The 25,932-nt window shown below is 40.9% G+C and carries 26 protein-coding genes and 1 pseudogene; 16 read left to right on the top strand and 11 right to left on the bottom strand.

Annotated elements, in window-relative coordinates; all coding sequences use genetic code 11:
• Positions 1-4: 4 nt before the first annotated feature.
• The 9 genes and pseudogenes from L0P88_RS09795 to purD all read left to right on the top strand — a co-directional run bounded on the left by L0P88_RS09795 (position 5) and on the right by purD (position 10,768).
• Positions 5-1,342 (top strand): hypothetical protein, encoded by a 1,338-nt coding sequence (locus L0P88_RS09795; RefSeq protein WP_247134404.1) that lies wholly within the window; start codon positions 5-7, stop codon positions 1,340-1,342.
• A gap of 200 nt (positions 1,343-1,542) precedes the next feature.
• Positions 1,543-2,316 (top strand): Gfo/Idh/MocA family protein, encoded by a 774-nt coding sequence (locus L0P88_RS09790; RefSeq protein ID WP_247134403.1) that lies wholly within the window; start codon positions 1,543-1,545, stop codon positions 2,314-2,316.
• Positions 2,298-3,884, top strand: a complete 1,587-nt coding sequence (locus L0P88_RS09785) for an alginate lyase family protein (RefSeq protein WP_247134402.1) — start codon at positions 2,298-2,300, stop codon at positions 3,882-3,884. Before L0P88_RS09790 ends, L0P88_RS09785 begins: the two co-directional genes overlap by 19 nt.
• The gene (locus L0P88_RS09780) at positions 3,881-5,080 is read left to right on the top strand and encodes a glycosyltransferase family 4 protein (RefSeq protein WP_247134401.1); all 1,200 of its coding nucleotides are present in this window, start codon (positions 3,881-3,883) and stop codon (positions 5,078-5,080) included. The genes L0P88_RS09785 and L0P88_RS09780 overlap by 4 nt, the downstream gene beginning before the upstream one ends.
• A gap of 17 nt (positions 5,081-5,097) precedes the next feature.
• Positions 5,098-6,249 carry an MraY family glycosyltransferase gene (locus tag L0P88_RS09775; RefSeq protein WP_247134400.1) on the top strand — a complete coding sequence of 384 codons (1,152 nt, stop codon included), beginning with the start codon at positions 5,098-5,100 and terminating at the stop codon, positions 6,247-6,249.
• A pseudogene (locus tag L0P88_RS09770) lies at positions 6,246-6,623 on the top strand (NAD-dependent epimerase/dehydratase family protein); the annotation flags it as partial. The gene L0P88_RS09775 and the pseudogene L0P88_RS09770, both read left to right, overlap by 4 nt.
• A 278-nt stretch (positions 6,624-6,901) precedes the next feature.
• Positions 6,902-8,305 carry a UDP-glucose 6-dehydrogenase gene (locus L0P88_RS09765; RefSeq protein WP_247134399.1) on the top strand — a complete coding sequence of 468 codons (1,404 nt, stop codon included), beginning with the start codon at positions 6,902-6,904 and terminating at the stop codon, positions 8,303-8,305.
• 3 nt (positions 8,306-8,308) lie between these two features.
• Entirely contained in the window at positions 8,309-9,295 is a 987-nt protein-coding gene (locus L0P88_RS09760) for a UDP-glucuronic acid decarboxylase family protein (protein WP_247134398.1), read from the top strand.
• Between the two features lie 201 nt (positions 9,296-9,496).
• Positions 9,497-10,768: a phosphoribosylamine--glycine ligase gene (purD, locus tag L0P88_RS09755; RefSeq protein WP_247134397.1), complete on the top strand. Its 1,272-nt coding sequence runs from the start codon at positions 9,497-9,499 to the stop codon at positions 10,766-10,768.
• Between the two features lie 53 nt (positions 10,769-10,821).
• Here purD and L0P88_RS09750 read toward each other — a convergent pair whose 3' ends face one another.
• On the bottom strand, positions 10,822-11,043 hold the full coding sequence (locus L0P88_RS09750; protein ID WP_247134396.1) for a DUF6341 family protein: 222 nt from the start codon (positions 11,041-11,043) through the stop codon (positions 10,822-10,824).
• 60 nt (positions 11,044-11,103) lie between these two features.
• Between L0P88_RS09750 and L0P88_RS09745 the strand changes: the two genes are divergently transcribed.
• Genes L0P88_RS09745 through L0P88_RS09735 form a run of 3 tightly spaced genes read left to right on the top strand, consistent with a single transcriptional unit; the run spans position 11,104 to position 13,702 of the window.
• Positions 11,104-12,027, top strand: coding sequence for a hypothetical protein (locus tag L0P88_RS09745; protein ID WP_247134395.1), 924 nt, complete (start codon positions 11,104-11,106; stop codon positions 12,025-12,027).
• A 24-nt stretch (positions 12,028-12,051) separates the two neighbouring features.
• Positions 12,052-12,657 carry a DUF4254 domain-containing protein gene (locus tag L0P88_RS09740; RefSeq protein WP_247134394.1) on the top strand — a complete coding sequence of 202 codons (606 nt, stop codon included), beginning with the start codon at positions 12,052-12,054 and terminating at the stop codon, positions 12,655-12,657.
• Positions 12,641-13,702: a glycosyltransferase family 9 protein gene (locus L0P88_RS09735; protein WP_247134393.1), complete on the top strand. Its 1,062-nt coding sequence runs from the start codon at positions 12,641-12,643 to the stop codon at positions 13,700-13,702. The genes L0P88_RS09740 and L0P88_RS09735 overlap by 17 nt, the downstream gene beginning before the upstream one ends.
• Here L0P88_RS09735 and L0P88_RS09730 read toward each other — a convergent pair.
• From L0P88_RS09730 to L0P88_RS09710, 5 genes are all read right to left on the bottom strand, one after another.
• Positions 13,699-14,310, bottom strand: coding sequence for a TetR/AcrR family transcriptional regulator (locus L0P88_RS09730; RefSeq protein WP_247134392.1), 612 nt, complete (start codon positions 14,308-14,310; stop codon positions 13,699-13,701). The two genes, L0P88_RS09735 and L0P88_RS09730, sit on opposite strands and share 4 nt — an antisense overlap.
• A 323-nt stretch (positions 14,311-14,633) precedes the next feature.
• A complete protein-coding gene (gene arsM, locus L0P88_RS09725; RefSeq protein WP_247134391.1) occupies positions 14,634-15,602 on the bottom strand; it encodes an arsenosugar biosynthesis arsenite methyltransferase ArsM in 969 nt (322 codons plus the stop codon).
• 26 nt (positions 15,603-15,628) lie between these two features.
• On the bottom strand, positions 15,629-16,717 hold the full coding sequence (gene arsS, locus L0P88_RS09720; protein ID WP_247134390.1) for an arsenosugar biosynthesis radical SAM (seleno)protein ArsS: 1,089 nt from the start codon (positions 16,715-16,717) through the stop codon (positions 15,629-15,631).
• 6 nt (positions 16,718-16,723) lie between these two features.
• Positions 16,724-17,059: an arsenosugar biosynthesis-associated peroxidase-like protein gene (locus L0P88_RS09715; protein WP_247134389.1), complete on the bottom strand. Its 336-nt coding sequence runs from the start codon at positions 17,057-17,059 to the stop codon at positions 16,724-16,726.
• A gap of 58 nt (positions 17,060-17,117) precedes the next feature.
• On the bottom strand, positions 17,118-17,813 hold the full coding sequence (locus L0P88_RS09710; protein WP_247134388.1) for a DUF2064 domain-containing protein: 696 nt from the start codon (positions 17,811-17,813) through the stop codon (positions 17,118-17,120).
• A 119-nt stretch (positions 17,814-17,932) separates the two neighbouring features.
• On the opposite strand from L0P88_RS09710, the gene L0P88_RS09705 reads away from it, so the two are divergent.
• Positions 17,933-18,739 (top strand): patatin-like phospholipase family protein, encoded by an 807-nt coding sequence (locus L0P88_RS09705; RefSeq protein WP_247134387.1) that lies wholly within the window; start codon positions 17,933-17,935, stop codon positions 18,737-18,739.
• A gap of 112 nt (positions 18,740-18,851) precedes the next feature.
• Here the strand turns inward: L0P88_RS09705 and L0P88_RS09700 are convergent, their stop codons facing one another.
• Positions 18,852-19,901, bottom strand: coding sequence for a ferredoxin--NADP reductase (locus L0P88_RS09700; RefSeq protein ID WP_247134386.1), 1,050 nt, complete (start codon positions 19,899-19,901; stop codon positions 18,852-18,854).
• Between the two features lie 120 nt (positions 19,902-20,021).
• Here L0P88_RS09700 and L0P88_RS09695 point away from each other — a divergent pair, with 120 nt between their 5' ends.
• Together L0P88_RS09695 and L0P88_RS09690 are read left to right on the top strand one after the other, a co-directional pair.
• On the top strand, positions 20,022-21,491 hold the full coding sequence (locus L0P88_RS09695; RefSeq protein WP_247134385.1) for a DUF5687 family protein: 1,470 nt from the start codon (positions 20,022-20,024) through the stop codon (positions 21,489-21,491).
• A gap of 27 nt (positions 21,492-21,518) precedes the next feature.
• Positions 21,519-22,214: an ABC transporter ATP-binding protein gene (locus L0P88_RS09690; protein ID WP_247134384.1), complete on the top strand. Its 696-nt coding sequence runs from the start codon at positions 21,519-21,521 to the stop codon at positions 22,212-22,214.
• A 151-nt stretch (positions 22,215-22,365) separates the two neighbouring features.
• Here the strand turns inward: L0P88_RS09690 and L0P88_RS09685 are convergent, their stop codons facing one another.
• Genes L0P88_RS09685 through L0P88_RS09675 form a run of 3 tightly spaced genes read right to left on the bottom strand, consistent with a single transcriptional unit; the run spans position 22,366 to position 23,620 of the window.
• Complete coding sequence (locus L0P88_RS09685) at positions 22,366-22,737, bottom strand: nuclear transport factor 2 family protein (protein WP_247134383.1); 372 nt, start codon at positions 22,735-22,737, stop codon at positions 22,366-22,368.
• 20 nt (positions 22,738-22,757) lie between these two features.
• Positions 22,758-23,435, bottom strand: coding sequence for a DUF2461 domain-containing protein (locus L0P88_RS09680; protein ID WP_247134382.1), 678 nt, complete (start codon positions 23,433-23,435; stop codon positions 22,758-22,760).
• Positions 23,432-23,620: a hypothetical protein gene (locus L0P88_RS09675; protein WP_247134381.1), complete on the bottom strand. Its 189-nt coding sequence runs from the start codon at positions 23,618-23,620 to the stop codon at positions 23,432-23,434. Before L0P88_RS09675 ends, L0P88_RS09680 begins: the two co-directional genes overlap by 4 nt.
• Positions 23,621-23,867: 247 nt before the next feature.
• On the opposite strand from L0P88_RS09675, the gene L0P88_RS09670 reads away from it, so the two are divergent.
• Positions 23,868-24,881, top strand: coding sequence for a GlxA family transcriptional regulator (locus L0P88_RS09670; protein ID WP_247134380.1), 1,014 nt, complete (start codon positions 23,868-23,870; stop codon positions 24,879-24,881).
• A gap of 303 nt (positions 24,882-25,184) precedes the next feature.
• Here L0P88_RS09670 and L0P88_RS09665 read toward each other — a convergent pair whose 3' ends face one another.
• Positions 25,185-25,910: a hypothetical protein gene (locus tag L0P88_RS09665; protein ID WP_247134379.1), complete on the bottom strand. Its 726-nt coding sequence runs from the start codon at positions 25,908-25,910 to the stop codon at positions 25,185-25,187.
• Between the last annotated feature and the right edge of the window lie 22 nt (positions 25,911-25,932).

Raw genomic sequence — 25,932 nt, 5'->3', positions numbered from 1 at the left:
AGAAGTGAAAATTGCAAATTACCTTAAAAACAATTTAAAAAAAATCCCGATTGGGGTTGGACCGGGAGTTTTAATTTCCCATATCCCTTACGAGATACGGCCTGGAGTATATAAATCGTATAGATTAGCGAAAAATGAAATAGCAAGGTTGCAGAAAGGAAATGAAGAACTAACAAAGACCTTTATTTTTGAAAAAGTAAAGAAAATAGTAGATTTTGCATATAACAATATCACTTTTTACAAAGATTATTATGGCAAAATGCATTACAATCCGGTAGAGTTAAACTCATTTGATGACATTAAGGAAATTCCTATCATTACTAAGAAGACGCTACAGCAATATGATTTACAACAGCGTTCGTTTTTGATGAAAGGGATTGCAAAAAGTAATACCGGTGGCTCAACAGGTACTCCCTTATCACTATATACCAATTCTTATGCACTGGGCCATGAGATGGCACACCTTAATCATTTTTGGGCTTATAAAGGCTATAAAATATCAGATTTAAAAATGGTTTTTGTAGGTAGAAGCAATATAAATAATCTTGTTCAATATGATTTTTTAAGAAATTCCATCTATGTGGATATTTATTCTGATTACTCTTTGGTCTTAAGTAAATTACAACATTTTGTTTTGAAGTACAAAATAAAGTTTTTACATGGGTATCCTAGCGCTATTTTTGAGTTTTCCAAAAAAATAAGGGAACTGAGACCAGACTTACACAAAAAATTATATAACGACTTAGAATCAGTTTTTTATTGTTCGGAATACCCTTATAATTATATGCGTCAATATATAGAAAAGTATTGTTTTAACATAACCTCTCAAGCTTTTTATGGTCATACGGAAAGATGTGTCATTGCTTTTGAGGATATAGAAGAAAACACCTATAAGGTGTTGCAATCTTATGGCTATGCTGAAGTTGTAGATAATGAATTGATAGGAACATCATATCATAGCTTTGCAACCCCATTAATAAGGTATAATACTGAAGACAAAGTTCTTGTGGTTGAGGAAAAAGAAAAAGTACTGTCCAAGTTTTCTATATTGGAAGGCAGAAAATCAGATTTCATATTTGATAAGAACAATAAAAAGATTTCTCTTACGGGACTTTTATTTGGAAGGCATCATAAGCTTTTTGACTATTGTGATTATATTCAGGTCTGCCAAAAAGAAATTGGGAAGGCCACTATTCTGTATGTCACGAACAAGAATGTCAATTCAGAACTAGCCGAAAGCTATTTTGATGCCAAAAACGTCAATATTTTTTTTGAATTTAAAAAAATAGACTCCCCAATAAAATCGATTTCAGGAAAAGTATTATTAAAGGTTAATGTATAAAAATCCATTAAAAGTAAAAAGGAGTTGTTGGAATTATCAAAGCTGAAAGTTTTACGAATTTGACCATATGTCCAAACTTAAAACAGCTAAATGAGCATATCAAATTTCTTGCTAGTTTGGGAGGTTTTTTTTAAACGTTTCGGCAAAACGTCATGCCATTGGCGATTCTACTTCCAAGTAGGAAGAAATCTTGAAAGATAATGAGAAAGATTTGGTTATTATACGACATATATATGCACTCCAATATTGTAATGGGGTGCTTAAAGGCAAAGAAAAGTGTATTTGTTGAAAAACCATTGGCCTTGACGCAAACAGAACTTGATGCAATAATAGAGGAGCACCGCAAACAAAATGTGTCGTTAAGCGTAGGACTTAATAGACGTTTTGCCCTATTGGCCAAAAAAAGGAAGAAAGCTTTAGGGAGTGACAACACCCCAGTGTATATTTTGGCCACTATGAACGCAGGCTTTATTCCAACTGATATATGGGTGCATGATATGGAAGTTGGTGGTGGTCGAATTATAGGCGAGGCCTGTCATTATATTGATTTGTGCACGTATTTCGCCGGAAGTCGGGAAAAAGCAGTTTGTATGAATGCCATGGGCAAGAATCCACAGGAGAATACTGACAACGCAAGCATTTTATTGCGATACGAGAATGGCTCCAACGCAACAATCAATTATTTTGCCAATGGTAGTAAGGCCTATGCAAAAGAACGTATTGAGGTATATTCGCAGGAGCGTACTCTAATAATGGATAATTGGAGAAAATTAAAGTCTTATGGATTTAAAAAAGGGAAAAATTCCTCTTCAAAACAGGATAAAGGACACTTCAACCAATTTCAAGAACTGATAAGACAGCAACAAAAAGGAGGAAAAGCAATTATTCCTTTTGATGAGATTGTTAACACGACCAGGGCCTCATTCCCTGCCATTGAATCGTTGAAACAAGGTAAATGGATAGAGGTAGACTAATATTGCTATTCTATACACTTAAGTTTTTAAGGCCCAAACAGGTTTATTATCGATTACATTATTTCGTTAAAAATAAATTTTTCAAAAGAAATTATGATATCGCTTTACTAACAAAATCTCCAACATTACTTTGGGAAGGAGGTATTCCAGACCCTATGTCCTATATTGACGAGAACAGTTTTCGTTTCTTAAATCTTAAGAAGGATTTCAAAGGAAGTATTGACTGGAATTTTAATGGCTATGGGAAACTTTGGACCTATAATCTAAACTATTTCGATTTTCTGAACCAAGAAAATGTGGAGAAGGCAAAAGCATTAAGGTTAATTTGGGATTATATTGCGAATGAAAAAGAAATAAAAGATGGTTTGGAACCCTACCCAATCTCTCTGCGTGGCATCAACTGGATTAAATTCATATCAAAGAATGATATTTCCGAAAAAAAGATAAATCAAAACCTTTACAATCAATACCAAATTCTCCTTCATAACCTAGAATACCATTTGCTTGGCAACCATTTGCTGGAAAATGGGTATTCTCTTTTTTTTGGCGCCTATTATTTCAAGGACGATAAAATTTACGAAAAAGCAAAATCAATTCTTATTTTAGAATTAAAAGAACAGGTTTTGGGAGACGGCGCACATTTTGAGCTCTCACCAATGTATCATCAAATTTTATTGCACCGTTTGTTGGATTGCATAAACCTAGCTCAACTGAATATGTGGCAAACGGATGATTTGCTTCCCTTTCTCAAAGGAAAAGCATCCAAAATGCTTTCTTGGCTTCAGACGGTTACTTTTTACAATGGTAATATTCCTATGGTAAATGATAGCGCTTATGGAATTGCACCATCTTCAAATAAACTTTTTGATTATGCAAAAAACCTTGGTTTAAAATGGCCAAAAAGTGAGCTGTCAGATTCTGGATATCGAAAGTTCAATAAATTCAACTATGAACTTTTTGTAGATGTTGGAAATGTTGGCCCGGATTATCAACCAGGGCATGCCCATTCGGACACCTTCAGTTTTGAATTACAAATCAATGAAAAACCTTTTATCGTAGATACAGGAACCTCGACATATAAAAAGAATGATCTGCGTCAAAGTGAACGAGAAACATCGGCGCATAATACGGTAAAAATTGGAGCTCATGAGCAAACCCAGGTTTGGGGAGGATTCAGAGTAGCAAAGAGAGCTAAAATTGTTAACCTAAGGGAAAGTGCAAATATGGTTTCAGCTTCACACGACGGTTATTCGTCTATGGGATTGATTCACAAGAGAAGTTTTAGCGCAACCGAAAGGATTATCATAAATGATAGGATTTTGTCAAATAAAAGTAAGAAGATAGAATCTCAAGCATTTTTTCATATTCATCCATCAATAAAGGATATTGTCTTAAACAATAGACATGTGTCTTTTGGAAAAATGAATGTTTCCTTAGATTTTGAAGGAGAAATCAACGACATTAAGATAGAAGACTACAAATACTGCGTTGGCTTTAATAAAACTGAAGTATCCAAAAAAATCTGTGTGTCATTCTCAAAAGAATTAACGACTACCATCTTGTTATGAAAATACTTTTTTTGACGGACAACTTTCCCCCAGAGGTGAATGCACCGGCTACCAGAACTTATGAGCACTGTAAAGAATGGGTGAAAAATGGAGAAGAAGTCACGGTAATTACATGTGCTCCAAATTTTCCTGAAGGAAAAGTATACAAGGGCTACAAGAATAAACTATATCGAAAGGAAGTAATCGATGGCATTCAGGTAATTCGAGTTTGGACTTACATAACTGCAAATAAAGGTTTTGTTAAAAGAATAATTGACTATGCAAGCTTCATGTTCATGTCTTTTTTTGCTGGCCTATTTATTAAAACAGATTTGATTATAGCTACTTCTCCACAGTTTTTCACCGTAATATCCGGCAGATGGTTGGCATTTTGGAAGAGAAAAAAATGGGTTATGGAGATTCGGGATCTTTGGCCGGAATCTATAAAAGCAGTAGGAGCGATGGAGGACAATCCGGTGATAAAATATTTTGAGTTTCTTGAAAGGAGAATGTATAAATCAGCATGGAAAATTGTAACCGTTACAGATTCTTTTAAAGCTATATTAAAAGAAAGGCATGGGATAAAAGATTCTAAAATAGCAATTGTAAAAAATGGAGTTAACACAAATCTCTTTTCTCCGAGAAGCAAAGATTCAACTTTGCTCAAAGAACTAAATTTGAACAACAAATACGTTATTGGATACATTGGCACACATGGGATGGCACATGCATTGGATTTCGTACTTAAATGTGCTGTAAAAATAAAGGAAGATAGAATGCATTTTCTTTTTTTGGGGACCGGTGCAGAAAAGGAAAAATTGCTTGAACAAAAAAAAGAAATGAACTTGGTAAATGTAACAATGTTAGACCCCGTTCTTAAGAATGAGGTTGGACGATATATTTCCATATTGGATGCAGCTTTGGTAAACTTGAGAAAGTCTGATACCTTTAAAACGGTTATCCCATCTAAAATTTTCGAATTGGCAGCAATGCATAAGCCTATTCTACTTGGCGTAGAAGGAGAGTCTAGGGATTTGGTCGAAAAATATGATATTGGAATCCCTTTTGAGCCGGAAAATATGACGGATTTCATCGAGAAAGCGCATTGGATTATGGCTCAAGAAAACAAGAAATACGCCTTTGATGACATGATTGCGGATTTTGACAGAGCCAATCTTGCCGAGGATATGCTATTATTTATAAAGGACTCAGTCTAGTTTTCTACCTTTGAAGAATGAACTTTCTGGAAACTGCCATACTGATTTTTATCGGGGCTTTTCTATTGGTGTATCTTACAATTCCAAAAATCATTGGAGTGGTAGAATATAAAAGGTTGATGGATAATCCCAATAATAGGAGCTCACATAGGGATAGAACTCCAACTTTAGGAGGAGTATCTTTCTATTTTACATTAATTTTTGCGTTTTTTTTTATAAAGAACTGGCATGTTTCAGGAGAAGACATTTATATAATACCAGGATTGACCATTTTATTCATAATTGGTTTAAAAGATGATCTGGTGGTACTCTCTCCGGGTTCAAAGTTGATTGCACAAGTCTGTGCTATAACTTTCGTTTTGGCCAATGATGGTTTTGTGATAGAATCACTGAATGGTTTTTTGAATATCTACGAAATCCCATTCTTTCTGTATTTGGCAATAGCGGGCTTCTTAATGTTGACTATTATTAATTCCTATAACTTAATTGATGGCATAGATGGCTTAGCATCCATTGTGGGAATTGTTATTATGATCATTTATACAACAATTTTTTACCTTTCGGAAGAATACTTTTTTGCCCTAATTGCTATTACTATGAACGCATGCCTAATGGCTTTTTTTGGGTTTAATGTCTCATCAGACAAAAAGATTTTTATGGGCGATACGGGGTCTTTGATTGTTGGTTTTATTATTAGTATTCTTACTCTAAAGTTCCTAGCTTTGAAACCTGAGTCGTATGAAGGATTGCCCTTCCTGTTGGAAAATGCACCATTAATTGCAATTAGTATTTTAATAGTACCCCTATTTGATACAGCAAGGGTTTTTACTATACGACTTGCCAATAAAAAGGGACCATTTTCACCTGACAGGAATCACATACACCATGTGCTCATTGATTTTTGGGGACTTTCACATAAACAAGCCAGTTTCATAATAGGCTGTTTTAATATCATCTTTGTTGTCCTTTTTATTATACTTGGAAGCAAAGCAAAAAATCTGGGCATGGTCATTATGTTGGTGACAGTGGTTATTTTCCTGGCATATGTGTTCTTTAAATACAACTATAATTTCACCACGCTCAAACAAAAGATTCTCCTAAAGCGAAAAATAGAATCACTAAAAGGAAAAACAAAGACAACTCAAAAAAAGCAAAAAGATTCCACTTGAAAACAACACTAATCACCGGTGCTGCCGGCTTCCTTGGCTCCCATTTGTGTGACCATTTCATTGCGGAGCCTCCCGTGTCATAGCGATGGACAATCCCCTAGCTGGAGGTCTAAAATACTGGGCATTTAATGCCTTTGGAAAACGTTGGGTTTTACCATCATAATGTTATCAAGTTTGTGCATGACGGGCCAACTGGATCACATCCTCCACTTTGCCTGACCTGTTAGCGCAATAGACTATTTGAAAATCCCAATAGGGATTTTAAAAGGGGACTGCATGGGCGCACTTAACCAATTGGGATTGGCGAAGGCCCATGATGCTGGAATTTTGGCAGCTCAAGTTCCGAGGTATATGGAGACCTTGTTTTGCCACAATATCCCTGCCCTATCAAAGCTTTTTGGCCGGTGGACCGACCGCAGGTAAGGGGGTATTGAGGGGAGGTGGAAACGTGCCCTTGTTCAGAACCAAATTAAATACAATGTTTTTATGTGGAAAACCAATCCTTGTTTTTGGATATAGGAATCTTTTTTCAAACAATTCCCAAGGCTTCAAAGGAGAAGAAAAGGCATATTGATTTCAAAAAAACCTTCATTCTGATTAAAAGGTATGTTTAGAATAGTATTTTTGCTTTTCTAAAAACCATTGATTTTTCATGCAGGTAAAGAACATTTGCTGTATCGGGGCCGGTTATGTTGGCGGCCCGACAATGGCGGTAATTGCCCAAAAATGTCCCCACGTAAAGGTGACGGTTGTCGATTTAAACCAAAAAAGAATTGACGCCTGGAATGATCCAGACCTTGATAAATTGCCAATTTATGAGCCTGGACTTGCTGGGGTCGTGAAAGATGCCCGCGGGGTAAACCTCTTTTTTTCCACCGAAGTGGATAAAGGTATTGCCAAGGCAGAAATGATTTTCATTTCGGTTAATACCCCTACCAAAACCTATGGCAAGGGAAAAGGGATGGCTGCCGATTTAAAATATGTTGAGCTTTGTGCCCGTCAAATAGCAAGGGTGGCAAAAGAAGATAAGATCGTAGTGGAAAAATCAACGCTGCCAGTACGAACGGCTTCCGCAATTAGAAGTATTTTGGATAATACAGGAAACAATGTAAAATTCCAGGTATTGTCCAACCCTGAGTTTTTGGCCGAAGGAACTGCAGTTTCAGATTTGTTGAATCCAGATCGTGTTCTTATAGGCGGAGAAACTTCACCAGAAGGCCAGGAAGCCATTCAAGCATTGGTCGGTATCTATGCCAACTGGATTCCAAGGGAACAAATTCTAACCACAAATGTGTGGTCATCTGAGCTGTCAAAATTGACGGCAAACGCTTTTTTGGCCCAGCGTGTGTCCTCAATCAATGCCATGTCAGAGCTTTGTGAAAAGACGGGCGCAGACGTTAATGAAGTGGCAAAGGCCATAGGAATGGACAGTAGGATTGGCCCAAAGTTTTTGAAGGCCTCCGTTGGTTTTGGGGGGTCTTGTTTTCAGAAAGATATATTGAACCTCGTATACATTGCAAAGAGTTATGGGCTTAACGAGGTGGCCAATTATTGGGAGCAGGTCATTATAATGAACGACCATCAAAAAAATCGCTTTTCCGACAATATCATAAGTACGCTGTATAACACGGTCTCGGGCAAGAAAATTGCTTTTTTGGGATGGGCTTTCAAAAAAGACACCAATGATACTCGAGAGTCGGCAGCGATTTATGTAGCTGATAATTTATTGTCTGAACAGGCAAACATCTCTGTGTATGACCCTAAAGTATCTGAAGAACGTATTTATGCAGATTTGGACTATTTGGGAACAAGGCCGGAAAAAGAGAATCGAGACTTATTGAAAGTGAACAACGATCCATACGAAACTTGCAAGGGCGCACATGCTGTAGCAATTTTAACTGAATGGAATGAGTTTACGACCTATGATTGGAAAAGAATATTTCAGGACATGTTGAAACCTGCGTTTATTTTTGATGGGAGGGGCGTTTTGGATGGAAAGCAATTGCAAGAGATAGGTTTTGTTTATTATAAAATTGGAGACAGTAATTTAGATTAGAACATGAAAAAAACACTAATCACAGGCGCCGCTGGCTTCCTAGGCTCTCATTTATGTGACCGTTTCATCGCCGAGGGACACCATGTTATTGCGATGGACAACCTCATCACAGGGGATTTAAAAAACATTGGGCATTTAATGCCCTTGGAAAACTTTGAGTTTCACCACCATGATGTCACCAAGTTTGTGCATGTTCCGGGGGAGCTGGATTACATCCTTCATTTTGCTTCGCCTGCCAGTCCAATAGATTATTTAAAAATTCCGATACAGACCTTAAAAGTGGGTGCTTTGGGAACCCATAACCTTTTAGGGCTTGCAAAGGAAAAGGGAGCCCGATTTATGATTGCTTCCACTTCTGAGATCTACGGTGATCCCTTGGTGCATCCGCAGACGGAAGAATACTATGGAAACGTAAATACCATTGGGCCCAGGGGGGTTTATGATGAAGCGAAACGCTTCCAAGAATCCATTACCATGGCCTATCATCGCTTTCATGGTTTGGACACACGGATCGTGCGTATTTTTAATACCTATGGTCCACGAATGCGTTTGAACGATGGCCGTGTCATTCCCGCTTTTATGGGTCAAGCCTTGCGTGGTGAGGATTTGACCGTTTTTGGAGATGGTTCCCAAACAAGATCGTTCTGTTTTGTGGATGATGAAATAGAGGGCATATATCGGTTGTTGATGAGTGACTATACCCTACCCATGAACATTGGAAACCCCAATGAAATTACAATTAAACAGTTTGCCGAGGAGATCATAAAACTGACGGGGACAGATCAAAAAATAGTCTACAAGCCCCTCCCCAAGGATGATCCCATGCAGCGCCAACCGGATATTTCAAAAGCGAAGGAAATATTGGGTTGGGAACCTAAGGTTGGCCGGGGGGAAGGCATGCGGAAAACCTTTGAATATTTCAAGACCCTTTCAAAAGAGGATCTTGAAAAAACAGAGCATCGGGATTTCTCAAAAGTCAACAGAAAATAGACGGATTTACCTTCTTATTTTTTCATGTGTTTAAAATTTTTAATTACCTATAAATAAGCTACTTAAAAATTTGAGAACTCATGCGACCACTCGTTGCACTCGTTCTCACATGAATTTATTTTAATCATTATCACTGTGTGAATTTTTGATCAAAAAAATTCATGTTCGTTTCATTGTAAGTACATTTGAAAAAATTTCTGAATGAACATACTTGTCCTGGGCTCTGGAGGTCGTGAGCACACGTTAGCATGGAAACTTTCCCAAAGTAAAAATAGCACCAACCTTTTTGTTGCACCCGGTAATGCGGGGACCGCAACCATCGCCACAAATAGCGATATTGGGGTTTCTGATTTTGAGGGCATCAAACAGTTGGTCCTGAAAGAAGGCATAACCCTTGTGGTTGTTGGGCCCGAAGTTCCTTTGGTGGAAGGGATCCATGATTTTTTCCTAAAAGAGGAGTCACTTAAGAACGTCACGGTAATAGGACCCCAAAAATTAGCGGCCACACTGGAGGGCAGCAAAGAGTTTGCAAAAGAATTCATGTTTCGCCACAGCATTCCCACGGCGGCATATCAAAGTTTTTCGGCCGATGGACTGGAGGAAGGGTACAAGTTCCTTGAATCTTTGGAACCACCCTACGTGTTAAAGGCAGATGGATTGGCCGCAGGGAAGGGAGTGTTGATTTTGAATGACCTAAAAGAGGCCAAAAACGAACTAAGGACCATGCTGGTCGATTCAAAATTTGGTGATGCCAGTCGAACAGTGGTCATTGAAGAATTTTTGGATGGAACGGAACTGAGCTGTTTTGTACTTACCGATGGGGAACATTATAAGATACTGCCCATGGCCAAGGACTACAAGCGTATAGGGGAAGGCGATACAGGCCTCAATACGGGCGGAATGGGCGCAATTTCCCCCGTTCCCTTTGTAGACGATGTATTTTATAAAAAGATAGAAGAACGTATTGTAAAACCCACCATAAAAGGATTAAAAAAAGACGGGATTCCTTATGTTGGATTTCTGTTTATTGGCTTGATCAAAGTTGGTGGGGAACCAAAAGTTATAGAATATAACGTTCGTATGGGGGATCCAGAGACTGAAGTGGTCATCCCAAGGATAAAAAATGATTTGGTCGAGGTATTCAGGGCCGTGATGGACAAAGCCTTGGACAAAGTTGAATTGAAAATCGATGACCGTGCGGCCACCACGGTTATTGCAGTTTCAGGAGGGTATCCGGAAGCCTACGAAAAAGGCAAGGAAATCCTGGGCCTTGAGTCGATTGACAATTCCATTGTTTTTCATGCAGGGACAAAGAAGATGGAGGATAAGGTAGTTTCAAACGGAGGTAGGGTATTGGCCATGACATCATTCGGTAAGGACCATGAAGAAGGTTTGGCTTTATCCTATTCCAATTTGGAAAAACTGTGTTTTGATGGGATGTACTACCGCAAGGATATCGGGTTTGACCTATAAAAAACCCAGGAAACCAGAAACGCTTATATTTCGGTCGCTAAGGCTAGTTGAAGCTAAAGATAGGAGTGTGAGGTAATGCTCTTGTCCTCTTCCCCATTGGAATCGAAAATCTTAAGCTGTCCCATCCAATAGACCATGGCCACAAGACCCATGATCATGAAAATCCAATTGATGGCATTGGAGGTCCACCAGCTTTCCATGAAGCGGAAAAAGTCAAAAGGCCAAAAAAGTACGTTTACGAATAAGTCTTCAATACCATAAAAAAACCTGCTCATCTTAGCTATATTTACTTCGCAAAAGTAATAAAAGCCAATTAATAAGTCCGAAAAGAAGACATGATTTCTACTTTTTTCGACAAGACAAAACCTATAAACTTTCTGGTGTTGCTGGGATTGGCCATGTTACTTTTCTGGGCGGCGACTTTTAAGCTCCATGGTTTCCAGTTGAACTACGCTGAAGTTTTTGAACGGATTCTGGCGTCGGTGTCCCTGGTGCTCTCCATTTTTCTTTTGGGCAATATTGTACAGAAAAAGAAATTGACACTGGACAATTCCTTTGCCATGTTGTTTTTTTCCTTATTGCTCTTTGTTTTTTTTGATGTCCTGGAGAATACCAAGATCATATTCTGTAATTTTTTTTTGGTCATGTCCTGGGACAGGGCGTTGGCGTTGAAAAGCGAAAAAAACCAAAAGGAAAAAGTGTTTGAGTCGGCATTGTGGACCTTGGTGGCCAGCTTGTTTGTGGACTGGGCAATTCTTTTTCTTGTTCCCCTTTATATTGCCATTGGTTTTTTTTGCGGCAGACAATTGCGATTCTGGTTGATGCCCTTAGCTGCCTTGTGCTGTGTCCTTTTGTTGGTTTTGGCAAGTATGCAGGTTTTGGTCGACCCCGGTTTTTTCCATTCACATTACCGGTTTTCTACCTCCTTGCACTTTTTTCTTCAACCCAATTATGGAATTATAATTTACCTCATATTGATCTTAATTCCTGTTTTTGTGGTATTTGGAAAAATGGGGTATCGAAGGTTGGGGAGAACCTTGTCATTGCGGTTGACCTTTGCTTATTTGGTTTTGACAGTTTTGCTATTGGTACTTTCCAGTGGCAACGAAAGTGGGATGGAGCTCCTTTCTTTTTTTGCGGCTTCGGTGTTCTTGGCCAATTATATCGAGACCATAAAAAAGCAAAGGTTCAAGGAAACATTGATCATTGCGTGTATAGCCCTTCCCATACTCAGCTTTGTGATAAGGCTGTTTCAATAATGTATCTTTGCAAAAAACAACAATATGTTCACAGATACCGCCATTTTCATTTTTGAAGAAAGCATAAAAAAGTACCATGTTTTGGATGATGTAAACCAACCTTTTACAAATCCCTACCCTTCAGATAGTATAGAACACCTGTTGTACAGAAAGAATTGGATAGATACGGTGCAGTGGCATTATGAGGATTTGATCCGAGATCCAAAAATAGAACCCGTTGCAGCCTTGGAACTAAAACGAAAAATTGATGCGAGCAATCAGGACAGAACGGATTTGGTAGAGTACATAGACAGCTATTTTTTGAACAAATACCGGTCGGTCCAAATTCTGGAAGGTGCCGGTATCAATACGGAAAGTCCGGCCTGGGCCATTGATAGATTGTCCATCCTGGCCTTGAAAATCTATCATATGAAAGAAGAGGTGGACAGGGAAGACGCCACCAGTGAACATATAAGGCAATGTCAAAAGAAACTGGATGTGCTCCAAGAACAACGCAATGACCTTTCCACTGCTATTGATCAATTGATTCATGATATTGAAAATGGCAGAAAATATATGAAGGTGTACAAACAGATGAAAATGTACAATGATGATGAACTAAACCCTGTCCTTCGTGGCCAAAAGGGCTAATGTTCCACATATTTTGATCATTCGTCTCTCCGCAATGGGAGATGTTGCGATGACCGTTCCAGTGGTTCTTGCCTTACAAAGAAACCATCCTGAGGTTAAGGTCACGGTTCTGACCAAACCACAGCTTTTGCCCATTTTCAATTCCGTGGAAGGGGTCAGTGTGTTTTCGGCAAATGTAAAAACGGAACACAAAGGTGTTTTTGGACTTTGGAAGCTTTTTAGGGAGCTGAAAAAGCTTTCCGTGACCCATGTGGCCGATTTACATCATGTGCTAAGAAGTAGCCTGCTGCGGTTTTTCTTTATGACGATTGGCATCCCGACACAAAAAATTGATAAAGGACGTAGCGCGAAAAAAAAGCTGACAAGGACGAAAAACAAAATATTCGCACCCTTAAAATCGACTATGGAACGCTATCGGGAGGTCTTTGAAAAATTGGGTTTTCCAATTGGGGGAGAAGAAGACCATTGTTTGCCAAAACAGGAGTTGTCCGGAAACGCAGCGAATTTTTATAAGCCCCAAAAGAAGAAACACATTGGAATAGCCCCGTTTGCAGCCTATCCCAGCAAAATATACCGATTGGACTTAATTGAGGAGGTGATAGCACTACTGCAATCCAAAATAGATTGTAGCATTTTGTTGTTTGGGGGAGGAAAAACAGAGGTGGAACAATTGGGGATGCTCCAGGAAAAATTTGATGATCAAGTACAATCGGTCGCTGGCAAGCTTACCTTTAAAGAGGAATTGGCCTTGATATCCCATTTGGACGTTATGTTGGCCATGGATAGTGGAAATGGCCATCTGGCGGCAAATTATGGTGTTCCCGTGGTTACTGTTTGGGGGGTTACCCATCCTTTCGCAGGATTTGCTCCCTACCAACAGCCTTTGGAAAACGGTATGGTTCCCGATCGAAAGAATTACCCAGGGATTCCAACTTCAGTTTATGGAAACAAATACCCCGAGCATTACAAAGATGCCATTAATTCAATTCCGCCAACGGCAGTTGCAAACAAGCTTGTTGAAGTCTTGGAAAGGGTTAAGGTTTAATTGTATTTATTGGAGATGCTGTAAAAGTAATAACGGAGCTGTTGTATATACTGATTTGCCAATAACTGCGAATTTCCCTCTACCATTAATGTCCGGGCGCCCATATAGGAAGATATGATATAATTGGCAACACCATTGCAATCCACATCCTTGTTTACGTAACCGTCCAATTGTCCCTTTCGCAATAGGGAGACCAGATTGATTTCCCAGATTTTTAGGATGTCCTTGAGGTATTTGTTGATGCGATGGTTTTTATTGTTGAATTCAGTAATAAAGTTGAACAGCATGCTACCATTGTCGGCTACGCTGTTAATGGCCTTTTCAAGTTCCAGATCGATGACGTCCAAAATCAATGGAAATGGACTTTGCTTGTAGGCTACGGGTTCAATAAGCAGGTTAAGGGTATTTTGAAGGATAAGGCTCTGGGCAATCCCGATAAAAAAATCTTCTTTGGACATAAAGCTGTCAATAAAAACTTTTTTGGAGAGGGAAAGGGAGTCACATAGTTCCTCCAAGGAAGTATTGCAGTATCCATTCTTGTAAAAGAGTTCAAGACCTTTAGCGCGATACAAATGCAATGCTTTACTGTGCTGTAGGGTAGTTTCCATAGGATTTGGGTTTGGCCCGAATCTAAAACCTCCGGACACTACAAAGCTCCAATTATATCATTGTAGGATAAATCTTATGGGACAAAGCGCGATAAAAAATCGATATGAGGTTAGTATTCCGATTGTTTTGGAAACAATTGGCCGACCGCTAAAAATGATTTCTCGTTTAAGGGCAACGTTTTTCGGATAAAACGAAACGTCCAAGCACCTATTTGGTACAAGAACGATCTATCCCAATGCCCAAGAAGGATGTGAATGGAAAACGCACTTAAGCAAGCCTTGAATTAAAGCCACGATGCGCCAACAAACCTCAATATAATTTCTTAACAGCACCCCCCACCATCATAGTGGTAGGTAGATTTGCTGATAAAAATATCTTCCCTTTCCAATGATGCCAGTGCCCCTGCAGTTTTATCGCAAATGGCCAAAGGTTGGTTTTTAAGCAATACATGGCCTTTGTTATCGTCAAAATAATCCTGATTGCCAAAGTAAATGGCGGCCTTTCCAGTGAATACACAAGGACCATCGTCCGGCATGGAATCTTTGATTGCAGCTACTTCAATGGATTCAATATAGATCAATTCATTGGTAGGATAGTTCTTGGGGTCGAGGATACGATAGGGTTTTCTTGCCCTGATCTCTATAGTGCCAAAACCAACATCGGTCAATGCCTTAACGTATTGTTGGATGGGGAGGCTTCCACTTAAGCACAGTGCGCGTAATCTGTCGTCATTGCGGAGGGTCTCATTCATTTCCTGTTCACAGGTGGGGTCGCTCATCACCAATTTGCCATGTGGTTTTAACACGCGGTACATTTCTTCAATGGCCCGCTTTAAATCTTCCTCCTTGAAAATATTGAACAGGCAATTCTGGGCCGCAACATCAATAGTGTTGTCCTCAACCGGAAGATGAAGCGCATCTCCCCTACGTAGTTCCACAAAGTCCGACCTAAACCAATCGTTTTCTTTTTCGGCCACTTTGAAGTTTTGCCTACTGGCTTCCAACATTTCGTCCACCACATCAACACCGATAACCCCACTTTTTTGGCGGTTGAAGTAAGCAAACTGCAACAGTTCCATTCCCCCACCTACACCAACATAAAGCATTTTTGGATTATTGGAAAGATCACGGGCATGCACTGTGCTACCGCATCCATAGTTCATTTCCTGCATAATTTTTGGAATCTTCAATCCCGGTAGTTCCCATATGGGATTGGTTGTGCAACATAATCCTACATCTGGGGTTAGGGCAGCTTCCCTATATAAATCGTTGGTTGTTTCTAAGTAACTCATACGTTTTTTGTTTACTGTTATTTTGATTAGGCTACGGTGCCCTGACAACTACTTCCGGCTCCGGCGGTGCATCCATAGCAGTGTTGGGAGATGGTGATATTCCTGTCGTTCAATATATCTTCGTTGTACGCACTAATATGTTTTACCTTGCTCGCCACTTTTAGGTCCAACATTTGGTTAAAGTCGCAATCGTACAACCATCCATCCCAACTTATGGAAATGGTATTGGTGCACATTACATGGGATACGGCATCGGGATTATAGGCTTCAACCAGTGCATACATATAATCCTCATAGTTTTCCGAGGCGATGAGGTAATCCAAAAAGCGGGAAATGGGCAAGTTGGTAATGGCAAATAGGTTGTGGAACTGAATGCCAAAATCTTCATCCAAAGCCTTTTTAAAATCGTTTTCCAAGGCCATTTGGTCACCGGGCAAAAAAGCGCCGGAAGGGTTGTAGACCAAATCCAACCGCAGTGGACTGTCCGGCATACCGTAACCCACGGCATTGAGTTCCTGCAAGGCCCTGATGGACTTGTCAAAGACCCCATCACCACGTTGTTTGTCCGTTTTCCCACGGGTATAGTGCGGCATGGAAGAAACGACATGTACATTGTGTTTTTTAAAAAACTCGGGAAGGTCATGGTATTTTTTGTTTGCCCTGATGATGGTAAGGTTGGAACGGACAATAAAATCCTGTATCCCCGCTTTGGCGGCTTCTTCTACAAACCATCTAAAATTTGGGTTCATTTCCGGGGCGCCACCCGTTAAGTCCAAAGTATGGGCCCCGGTATTCTTGATGACCTCCAAGCATTGCTCCATGGTTTCACGGGTCATGATTTCCTTTCGGTCCGGTCCCGCATCCACATGGCAGTGCTCACAAACCTGGTTGCACATATAGCCCACATTGATCTGGAGGATTTCCAGCTTTTTGGGGCGTAGGGGAAAATGACCGGTTTTGGCAATCTTATCCTTGAAATAAGGAAGTTCCCCATCGGCGAAAATGCCCCCGTTGAGGATTTCCAGTTGTTTGTTGACCGATGCCAACTCGTTTTCCCTCGCCTTCAGCGATTTTTTTGAAGCTTTTTTGACTTCGTGCAAAATACTCTGGGACATAAGCTATTACATTGATAATTTGTTGTATTTGTTCATCATCTGTACACCATGTACAAGGGTGGCGCCACTTTCTATGGCAGCTCCTGCATGCACGGCTTCCATCATTTCCTCTTTGGTGATACCCCTTTGGAGCCCATCCTTTGTGTAGGCGTCTATACAATAGGGGCATTTTACCACATGGGCCACGGCCAGGGCGATCAAGGACTTTTCCCTAGCACTTAGTGCGCCTTCTTCAAAAACCTTACCGTAATAATCAAAAAATTTTGTGCCCAGTTCCTCGCTCCATTCCGTGATTTTGCCAAACTTTTTCAAGTCGGCCGGGTCATAATATGAGTTTGCCATAAGTTGTATGTTATGCCCATGTACGGGCAGATTATCAGTGAATTAAAAAGTGAAAAAATCAGTGTGAAGGGAGGGAAAGGGGAGAACCTTTGTTGAAGGGGAGTGCAAAAAATGCAAGGTTTGTATACCTGAAGGAATAAAGCCAATGGTGCTGGACCGTTTGAAGTACCTCCATCAATACGTTGCGAAGTCGGTTGGAAAATGATCTTACGGTTTTGAGAAGGAAAGCGATATCGGCCACGGTGTCAATATCAGAAAACACCCGGAGCAATTTTGGCTGTTGTCCACGTTGCCCAAAATAAACCAGGGTCTTGGATAGGAGTTGTTCGGTTTGCCAGGGGAGCTGTTCAAAATCCTGTTTTCCAAACGCATCCCTTTGTATTCCCAAAAGATTAAAACCGCCATCCTTGGAAGGGGCAATGACATTTTGCCCAGAAGACAATTGCAGGGCGGCAGATTGGATATGCTTCCTGGTTATCTGGGGGCAGTCGTTGCCAAGGGCAATAACATTTTTAAAACCTTTGTCGAAAAGATTTTGGATGGCATTGGAAAACCGTTCCCCGAAAGAACTTCCTTTTTGTAGTTTTTCATCAAAATGGAAATAAGGAAGCCCGGCTTTTTTTACCTCGGACAATGTTTGTCCAGTAAGCACGTGAAAGAGCAACCCGCCCTTTTGGATGTGCTTGTATTTTGACTCTTCGGAAGCACTTAGGGCAAATAGTAAAACGGCGGTATTTGTTTGGTTTTCGAACACAAATAGCGTTTACGTAAACTTACAACAAAATAAGTATACAGGTTTAGTCGAAAAATTGATATTTCATTACAGCTAAAATTGGGAAAGACCATAATTTTGAATAGCAATACCGTATTGAAATGAAAAATCTTGAAGGAAGAAGCATTGGGTTGGTCCTATCCGGAGGCGGCATACGGGGCATGGCCCATATAGGATTGTTAAAAGCGATGGAAGCGCATGGATTGGAGGCCAATGTAATTTCTGGAAGCAGTGTAGGGGCTTTGGTCGGCGCTTTATATGCCAATGCGAACAGTATAGATGAGATGTTGCAGTTTTTTAAGGACACCCCCCTGTTCCAATATAGTTTCTTTACGTTCAACAAGCCGGGATTTATCGATACCGATCGGTATTTTGACATTTTTAAAAAGTATTTCCCGGAAAATTCCTTTGCTTCCCTAAAGCGGAAGCTGTTTGTTCTGGCAACCGATCTTATGAACGGAAAAGAGGTGGCCTTTGATTCGGGAACATTGATCCGTCCGTTGTTGGCATCGGCGGCGTTGACCCCGGTCTTCAGTCCCGTTGAAATAGGGGGAATCCTATATGCCGATGGTGGGGTGATGAACAATTTTCCCAAGGAATATGTGGATGGGAAGTGCGATATCATCATTGGATGCAATGTTTCCATTGCGGGGGAACTACAGAAAAAAGACTTAAAGAACGCGTGGCAACTGGGAACGCGCGTCACCAGTTTAGCCATCTATGCCTCTTGCAAGGACAAACTGGCGGCATGTGATATTGCCATTGAGCCAAAAGAGTTGGAGACCATCGGGGTTTTTGATAAAAAAAACATTGAGAAAGCCTATAATTTAGGTTATGATTATGGTATGGGGGCTATTGAGGGATTTCTTTCCGGGGAATCACAAACGGCAGCGCCCAACACCAAATAACAAAAAATAGGGCCTTTCCCTTTGGTGAAGCCTTTTTTTGGAAAAACGTATGATACCGATTCCTACCGGAACCCGGATAATGCCATTTGGATGACCTTAAGACCTGTAAAGGTCAGACATCATCATAATCCACCTTTAAGACGGGAGTTTTGGCATGGGCCTGACAGGTAAGGATCAACCCCTCGGCAACTTCACTATCCGTGAGGATTTGATTTTTGACCATCTCCGCCTCTCCTTCCAGTATCCTTGCTATACAGGAACTGCACACCCCACCTTGGCAAGAGTAGGGCGCATCAATATCATTTTTTAGAACGGCATCCAACACCAATTCCTTTTGATCCATGGTAAACTCCTGTTCTTCATCATCCAATACCACGGTAACCTTGGTCTTTCCATCCAAACCTTCAACTTGGTTCACTTCAGAATCGGATGAGGTAAAGAGTTCGTACAGGATTTTTTCCTCGGCAATGCCGTTGTTTTTCAGGGAATTGGAAACTGTGGTAATCATTTGCTCCGGGCCACAGAGGTAAAAGGTATCAAAGTCCAATTCCTTGAACTTGTTTTTTAGGACTAAATTGACAGTGGCATTTTCTATTCGGCCAAAAAGGCAATCAATCTCACTGCTCCTGCTGTAGACCCACTGGATAAAAAATCGATTTGTATACTTTTCTTGAAGATCGAGCAATTGCCTTCTGTACATGGTCTCTTCCGGATTTTGATTTCCAAAGACCAGGACAAACCTATTTTTTTCGTTGGCTTCCAATACACTTTGCGCAATACTCATAATGGGTGTAATGCCACTTCCAGCCGCAAAGGCGGCAATGGTCTTTGTTTCACTATTGGGCTCAAAAACAAAACGTCCTTCCGGGGGCATTACCTCTAGGACATCGCCGGGGGAAATGGATCCATTGGCATATTTTGAAAATGTACCATTCGGCATTTTTTTGATGCCCACGGTCAGTTTTCCCGAAGAAGGGGCAGAGGAAATGGAATAGGCCCTACGAACCTCCTTATCGTCCATTTCCTTTTTTAGGGTGATATACTGTCCCGGCAGAAAAGCAAAGGTTTCCCGCAGTTCGGTCGGGACATCAAAAGAAAGCGCTACGGCATTGGGCGTCAATGCGTCAACCGATGCAACTTTTAAGGCGTGAAAATCGCTCATAGCAAAAATTTTTGCAAAGCTAAATAAACACAACGCATTCAAGGAAATTTTAAAATAGAAATGAATTATGTAACAATTCGATTAATTTAGACACTAACATCGCGAACTAAACACCAACCTATGTTCAAACGATTTATTCAATTGCAATGGAAAGCATTTTTCCGTTCGGCTTCGTTCGGAAAAAGTGTGGGGATTAAAATATTTATGGCCTTTATGGGCCTTTATCTTTTGGCTTCCCTGGGAATACTGGGAGGTACTCTATATTTTATCCTAAGAAAATTAGTGCCAGATCAAGGGCCGATGTGGGTTTTGAGCCAATTTCTGGTCTACTGGGTTTTGGCGGAACTGTTTTTTAGGTATTTCATGCAAAAACTGCCCGTAATGGAAATTAAACCATTGCTGATCAACAATATTCCAAAATCCAAGATTGTCAATTATATCTTGGGCAAATCGGTTTTTTCCGGCTTCAATCTGCTCACTTTGGTGACTTTTGTCCCCTTTGCCATTGTCCTGTTGGCCAAGGGATATCCCGCGTTGAATGTATTGGTATGGCTTTTGGCCATGACGGTAATCGCCCTTTGTGCCAACTTTCTCAATTTTTTGATCAATAAGAGTGATGTGGCCCTAGGAATTATTATTGGGGCATTGGTGGCCTTTTGGGGATTGGAATATTTTGGGATCATTTCCATAAAGGCCATTTTTGGATCTATTTTTCATGCCCTCTATGCCTACCCCATCTCGGTTCTCGCCCCATTGGGGATTCTGGTTGTCCTGTATTTCCTCAATTTTAAATACCTACAACGTGTATTGTATTTGGACGGTGCTTTAAAAGGAAAGACAAAGGAGGCAAAATCGACCAATTTGGCCTGGACCAGACGCTTTGGTGAGATGGCCCCATTTTTACAATTGGATTTACGATTGATATGGCGAAACAAACGGACCAAAACCCAGGTTTGGATATCCCTGTTGTTCGTTTTTTATGGCCTTATTTTCTATACCCAGGAAGTCTATGCCAATATGGTAGGGATGCACGTGTTTTTGGGCATTTTTATGACCGGTATCTTTTTGGCGAATTTCGGCCAGTTTATACCGGCTTGGGACAGCGCTTATTATGGAATGATGATGTCCCAGAACATTCCGTTGCGAAAGTACCTGGAGTCCAAGGCGCTCCTTATCACCGTTAGTGTGGTGGTCATGTTCTTTTTGACCATTCCCTATGTGTATTTTGGATGGAAGGTGTTTTTGGTGAACACGGCCTGTGCCGTCTATAATCTAGGAATAAACATCCCGGTGATCCTATACTTTGGGTCCTTTAACAAAAAAAGGATTGAATTGGACCAAAGCCCGTTTGGAAATATGCAGGGGACCAGTGCCGTGCAGTTTTTGATCATGCTTCCCGTGCTTGGGCTGCCCATCGCGTTATTCACCCTATTGCATTTTTTGATATCCTTTGAAATTGCCATTTCGGTCCTTGTAGGCCTGGGAATTTTGGGCTACGCCTTTAAGGGGAGATTGTTGGATTTGGTAACCGAACAGTATGCCCACAAAAAACATGCAATGCTTCAAGGATTTCAACAAAAAAATGGATAATCAACTCAATATAGAAAATACCCAATCATGATAGCAGTTCATAATCTGAAAAAAAATTACGGTCCAAATACGGTTTTGAACATTGAGACCCTGGAAATCCCGAAAGGACAAAGTTTTGGCCTTGTGGGCAACAATGGTGCCGGCAAGACTACATTGTTCAGCTTGTTATTGGATTTAATTCCCCCAACTACCGGGCATATAGAAAACAACGAAGTTCAGGTAAACAAAAGCGAGGCATGGAAACCCTTCACAACGGCCTTTATCGATGAGACTTTTTTGATAGGATACCTGACGCCGGAGGAATATTTTTACTTTATCGGTGAGCTTCGAGGAAGAAACAAAGCCGATGTGGATGCCTTACTGTCACAGTTCGAGGATTTTTTTCACGGTGAAATCCTGGGCCAGAAAAAATACCTTAGGGACCTGTCAAAAGGAAATCAAAAAAAGGCGGGCATTGTCGCCAGTTTCATTGGTAATCCGGAAGTGGTCATCCTCGATGAACCTTTTGCCAATTTGGATCCCACCACCCAGATACGGCTCAAGTCCATTATCAAGGAACTGGCCGCAACGGAAGGGGTAACCGTTTTAGTATCGAGCCATGATTTGATGCATGTTACCGAGGTTTGCGAGCGCATTGTGGTGTTGAACAAAGGCGAAATTGTCAAGGATATCGAAACTTCCGCAGAGACGCTTAAAGAATTGGAGACCTTCTTCGGGGGATAAAAAGCTCCCGGCTCAGCCCCCCGCATTTAAACTGTCCGGAAAATAGGTTTCCCATGTAGGCTCGAACCTTTTTGAAGATAGGTCTTTCGAACTCCAAAAAGGTTCGGACTTACAAAATCCGTTTTATGGGGTTTTATGGGACCCCTTTTACCTATCCCTGCGGATTGGGGGTATAGAAAAATTCTTCCTGCACGATTTTACCATCCTTTACCTGGTACAGACAGATTTCTTCCATCGATTGTCTTCCCCCCTCCTTAAAAGTGGCATCCATTTTCATATAACATGAAAAGAAATTATCGGCCACTATGGAGTCGGACACTTCATTCCCATGAAATTCCTCGACCATATCATTAAAAAACGCCGCTTTTTTTAGGACTTCCTCAAAACCTTCCACCCGTTCCATGGGTGCCCCTTTAGGCTCAATACTAACAATATTGGGACCGTAAAGCGTTTTCATGGCGTTTTCAAATTGGCCCTTCCTACAATAACCGACCAATTTGTCGGCAACTTCCTGTGTTGTCATTTGTCTTCGTTTTTATTGATTCATAAATAATACTCCTGATTTTCGAGGGCTTTGCCCAGATAGGTGTTTAGCGGCGTTAAAATTTCAAAATGCTCCACTATTTCAGCTACCAGACGTTCCGACCCATAAAAATTGGACACGGGAAATTCGGCAAAGGCATAAAATTGTTTATGGAACAAGTAGTCACATTGCTCCGCAATGGCCTTGAATTCCTTATCCAATCGCTTTGCCCTTTCCCCTTTTAAGAGACCAAATGCCCTCCTGAATGTTGGGGTTTCCACAAGCCCTATAAGTTGCTTTGGATTCTTGGCAATATGTTGGCGTACTTTTTTGAGTTGCGTTGGGCTTACCATAAAAAGGCCACCCCCCACATGTATATGTTCGGCATCGATACCCAAATAATATCCGGGCTTTTCCGATTTTTTTCCTCCTGGGGAAAAACCGGCCTTCATAATGGTATGGTAAGGGGATTTATCCTTGGAAAACCGAATGTCCCTATGGATTCTGAAAAGGGCTTTTTTGGGGTCATCAACCATTTGGCCATCCCATAGTTTCAATTGTGGAAGTAGGGTCTCCAACAATTCCAAAAAAGGGCCTTTTACATCCGTTTCATAACGCCTCTTATTGGCGTGGAACCATTCCTTGGTATTGTTTTGGGCCAGTTCCTTAAAAAAGGTGCTGTAGGAAGCTGTGATCATACCTTTGTTTTTTGGTTTCGGATAGTGTCAAGAGCCAATTGGGTCATTTCTTCCCAATGGTATTTGTTGGAAAAGGGAAGCTCGTACCAGCCGGTCAATGGCCCTTTGTTCTTAAAGGGATTGAATTCCTGTAGTGGTTTTTTGATTCGGTCTATGGGATAATCCTTCCCCAGTCTAAATACCATTCCCCTGTTTTGGGAATAGAAGGCAAATACCTTTCCCTCAAAGCAAAGGGCTGGGGAACGCATCATCCTGCCTTCCACCCCCTGCGGGTGTAATGCACAAAACGTTTGGCAAATCCCTAGAAAGATTTCAAATTCCATATCCCAAAGCTAGGGATGCCCTCAATGGGGGCAAATGGTGAAATCCGACACTTTTGAGGGTTGATTGTGCCAAAAAGGATAATTACCTTTAGTTCAAATACGCACAAACATGAAACATGTAAGCATTTTGGTGCCAAAGGGGAATTCCATCTTGAGTAGCATAGTTGGACCTTATAAGATATTGATGGGTGCCAACCAATTTATGATACAGACGGGTTTACGGAATGATAACTATTTTGACCTTCACCTGGTAGGCATTGAAAAAGCGGCCACGCTCTATGAAGGAGCCTTTGGGGTCCATTGCGATAGCCTTTTGGAGGAGATTGAAAAAACGGACCTGATTTTAATTCCAGCTCTGCGACCGGACAATCTTATGGAGGATTTGGCCCAAAATGCGCCCTTTATTCCCTGGATTTTAAAGCACCGGGCCCAGACCAATGCCGAGGTGGCCAGCATGTGTATGGGGGCATTTGTTTTGGCACAGACCGGTTTGGTGGACAACAAGCAATGTTCGACCCATTGGGCTGCCATGGATTTGTTTGCCCAATTGTTTCCACAAGTGAATTTGGTGTCCAATAAAGTGGTTACTGAAGAGGATGGCATCTATACCAGTGGGGGCGCCTATTCGTTTTTGAACCTTATGTTACATCTGGTGGAAAAATACTGTGGCCGTGGGGCAGCCGTATATATCTCCAAATTTTTTGAAATAGAATTTGACCGTGACAATCAAAATCAATTTGCCATATTCCAGGGTCAGAAGGATCATGAGGATGAAGCCATACGACAAGCGCAGTTGTATATTGAAGGAAATGTCAACGAAAGGATTTCAGTGGAAGCCCTGGCCCTAAAGTTTGCGATCAGCCGACGGAATTTTGTGCGACGATTTAAAAAAGCCACACAGAACACCCCCTTGGAATATATTCAGCGGGTTAAAATGGAAGCGGCCAAGCGAAGTTTGGAGTCCACCCAAAAAAATGTGAACGAAGTGATGTACCAAGTGGGTTATGCCGATCAGAAGGCTTTCAGGACCGTATTCAAAAAATATGTGGGTTTATCACCTGTGGCATATAAGTCAAAATACAACCGTGGCGTGACCCGTTTTGAGCGCCCCTCTGCCTGGTAAGCGCTTGAAATGTGCAAAAGGTTAACGAGAGCGTTTTTTTAATGAGGCAAAGCTGCATATCTTTCACTTATTTAACTGGAATAAGAGGGGCGGGTACAATCCCGCCCCTTTTTATGGATACTAAGAGCCTGTTTGGGAATTTGTCAATTGTTTTCTTATGTCCCTTTTTGCACGGCACATTGTTAAAATTTTAGTCCATAACTATGGCTATGCACAAAAATTTTGCCTCGTTCCGCACCAAAAATGGCCAATAACAATTCCAATCACAAATTCCTAAACAGGCTCTAAAAAATTCCTGCTTTTTTAATTAAAACCACCAGTTCCACATACAGAAAAGAAATCTTCCTCTACGGTGACCGAACAGGAATTCGAGCCCGAAGAGGCGTTAACCGTTACCTTAACTTTATCTACTCGGCCACTTGATGGACTACATGGAACTGAAATTATTATTTGGGGATATCCAAAAGAATTAAGAGTGCCCGAATGTGTTGATATGATACCGGAATCCCTGGTAACAACAAAAGTACTACTGGTTATTGACCAGCCGGAGCTCAATGTTGGAACCGTATAAAAGGCCACATTATTACTACCTAGAGCATTGACTTCGTAGACACTGGTGACGGAAACACCGCAGGGTTGTATTTGGGGGCACTTGAGAATAGTTTTGGTTAGATTGCAAAGCCCCGCCGTAACATTTACAGCTCCACCGGAAAAATTACTTGCCAATGAGAATGTTGCTTGATTCGTGCCTTGACCACCTGTTAGGGTCATATTGCCTTGCGCTACGGACCAAGTTATGTTTTGATTGTTTGTATCCGAGTCATAAGTAAATGTCACAGTGGAATTTGGGTTCCCACAATCAGGCCCATCAATGGTACAGGGGGGTAAGGAGATCAAAGACGTACTTTGTAAGGATGAATCCAATTCTTGACTTTCGAAAGTATTGTCATTGGACACTTCATCTTTTTCGCATGAGACGAAAGCGAGGATCAGTAAAGAAATTGAAAATAGGCATAGATTTGTTTTCATGATAAGATTTAATATTAAAGAA

This window comes from Muricauda sp. SCSIO 64092 (assembly GCF_023016285.1).
Taxonomy (GTDB): domain Bacteria; phylum Bacteroidota; class Bacteroidia; order Flavobacteriales; family Flavobacteriaceae; genus Croceivirga.
Note: the sequence above shows the minus strand (reverse complement) of the source record. Positions and strands in the feature narration are given on the sequence as shown.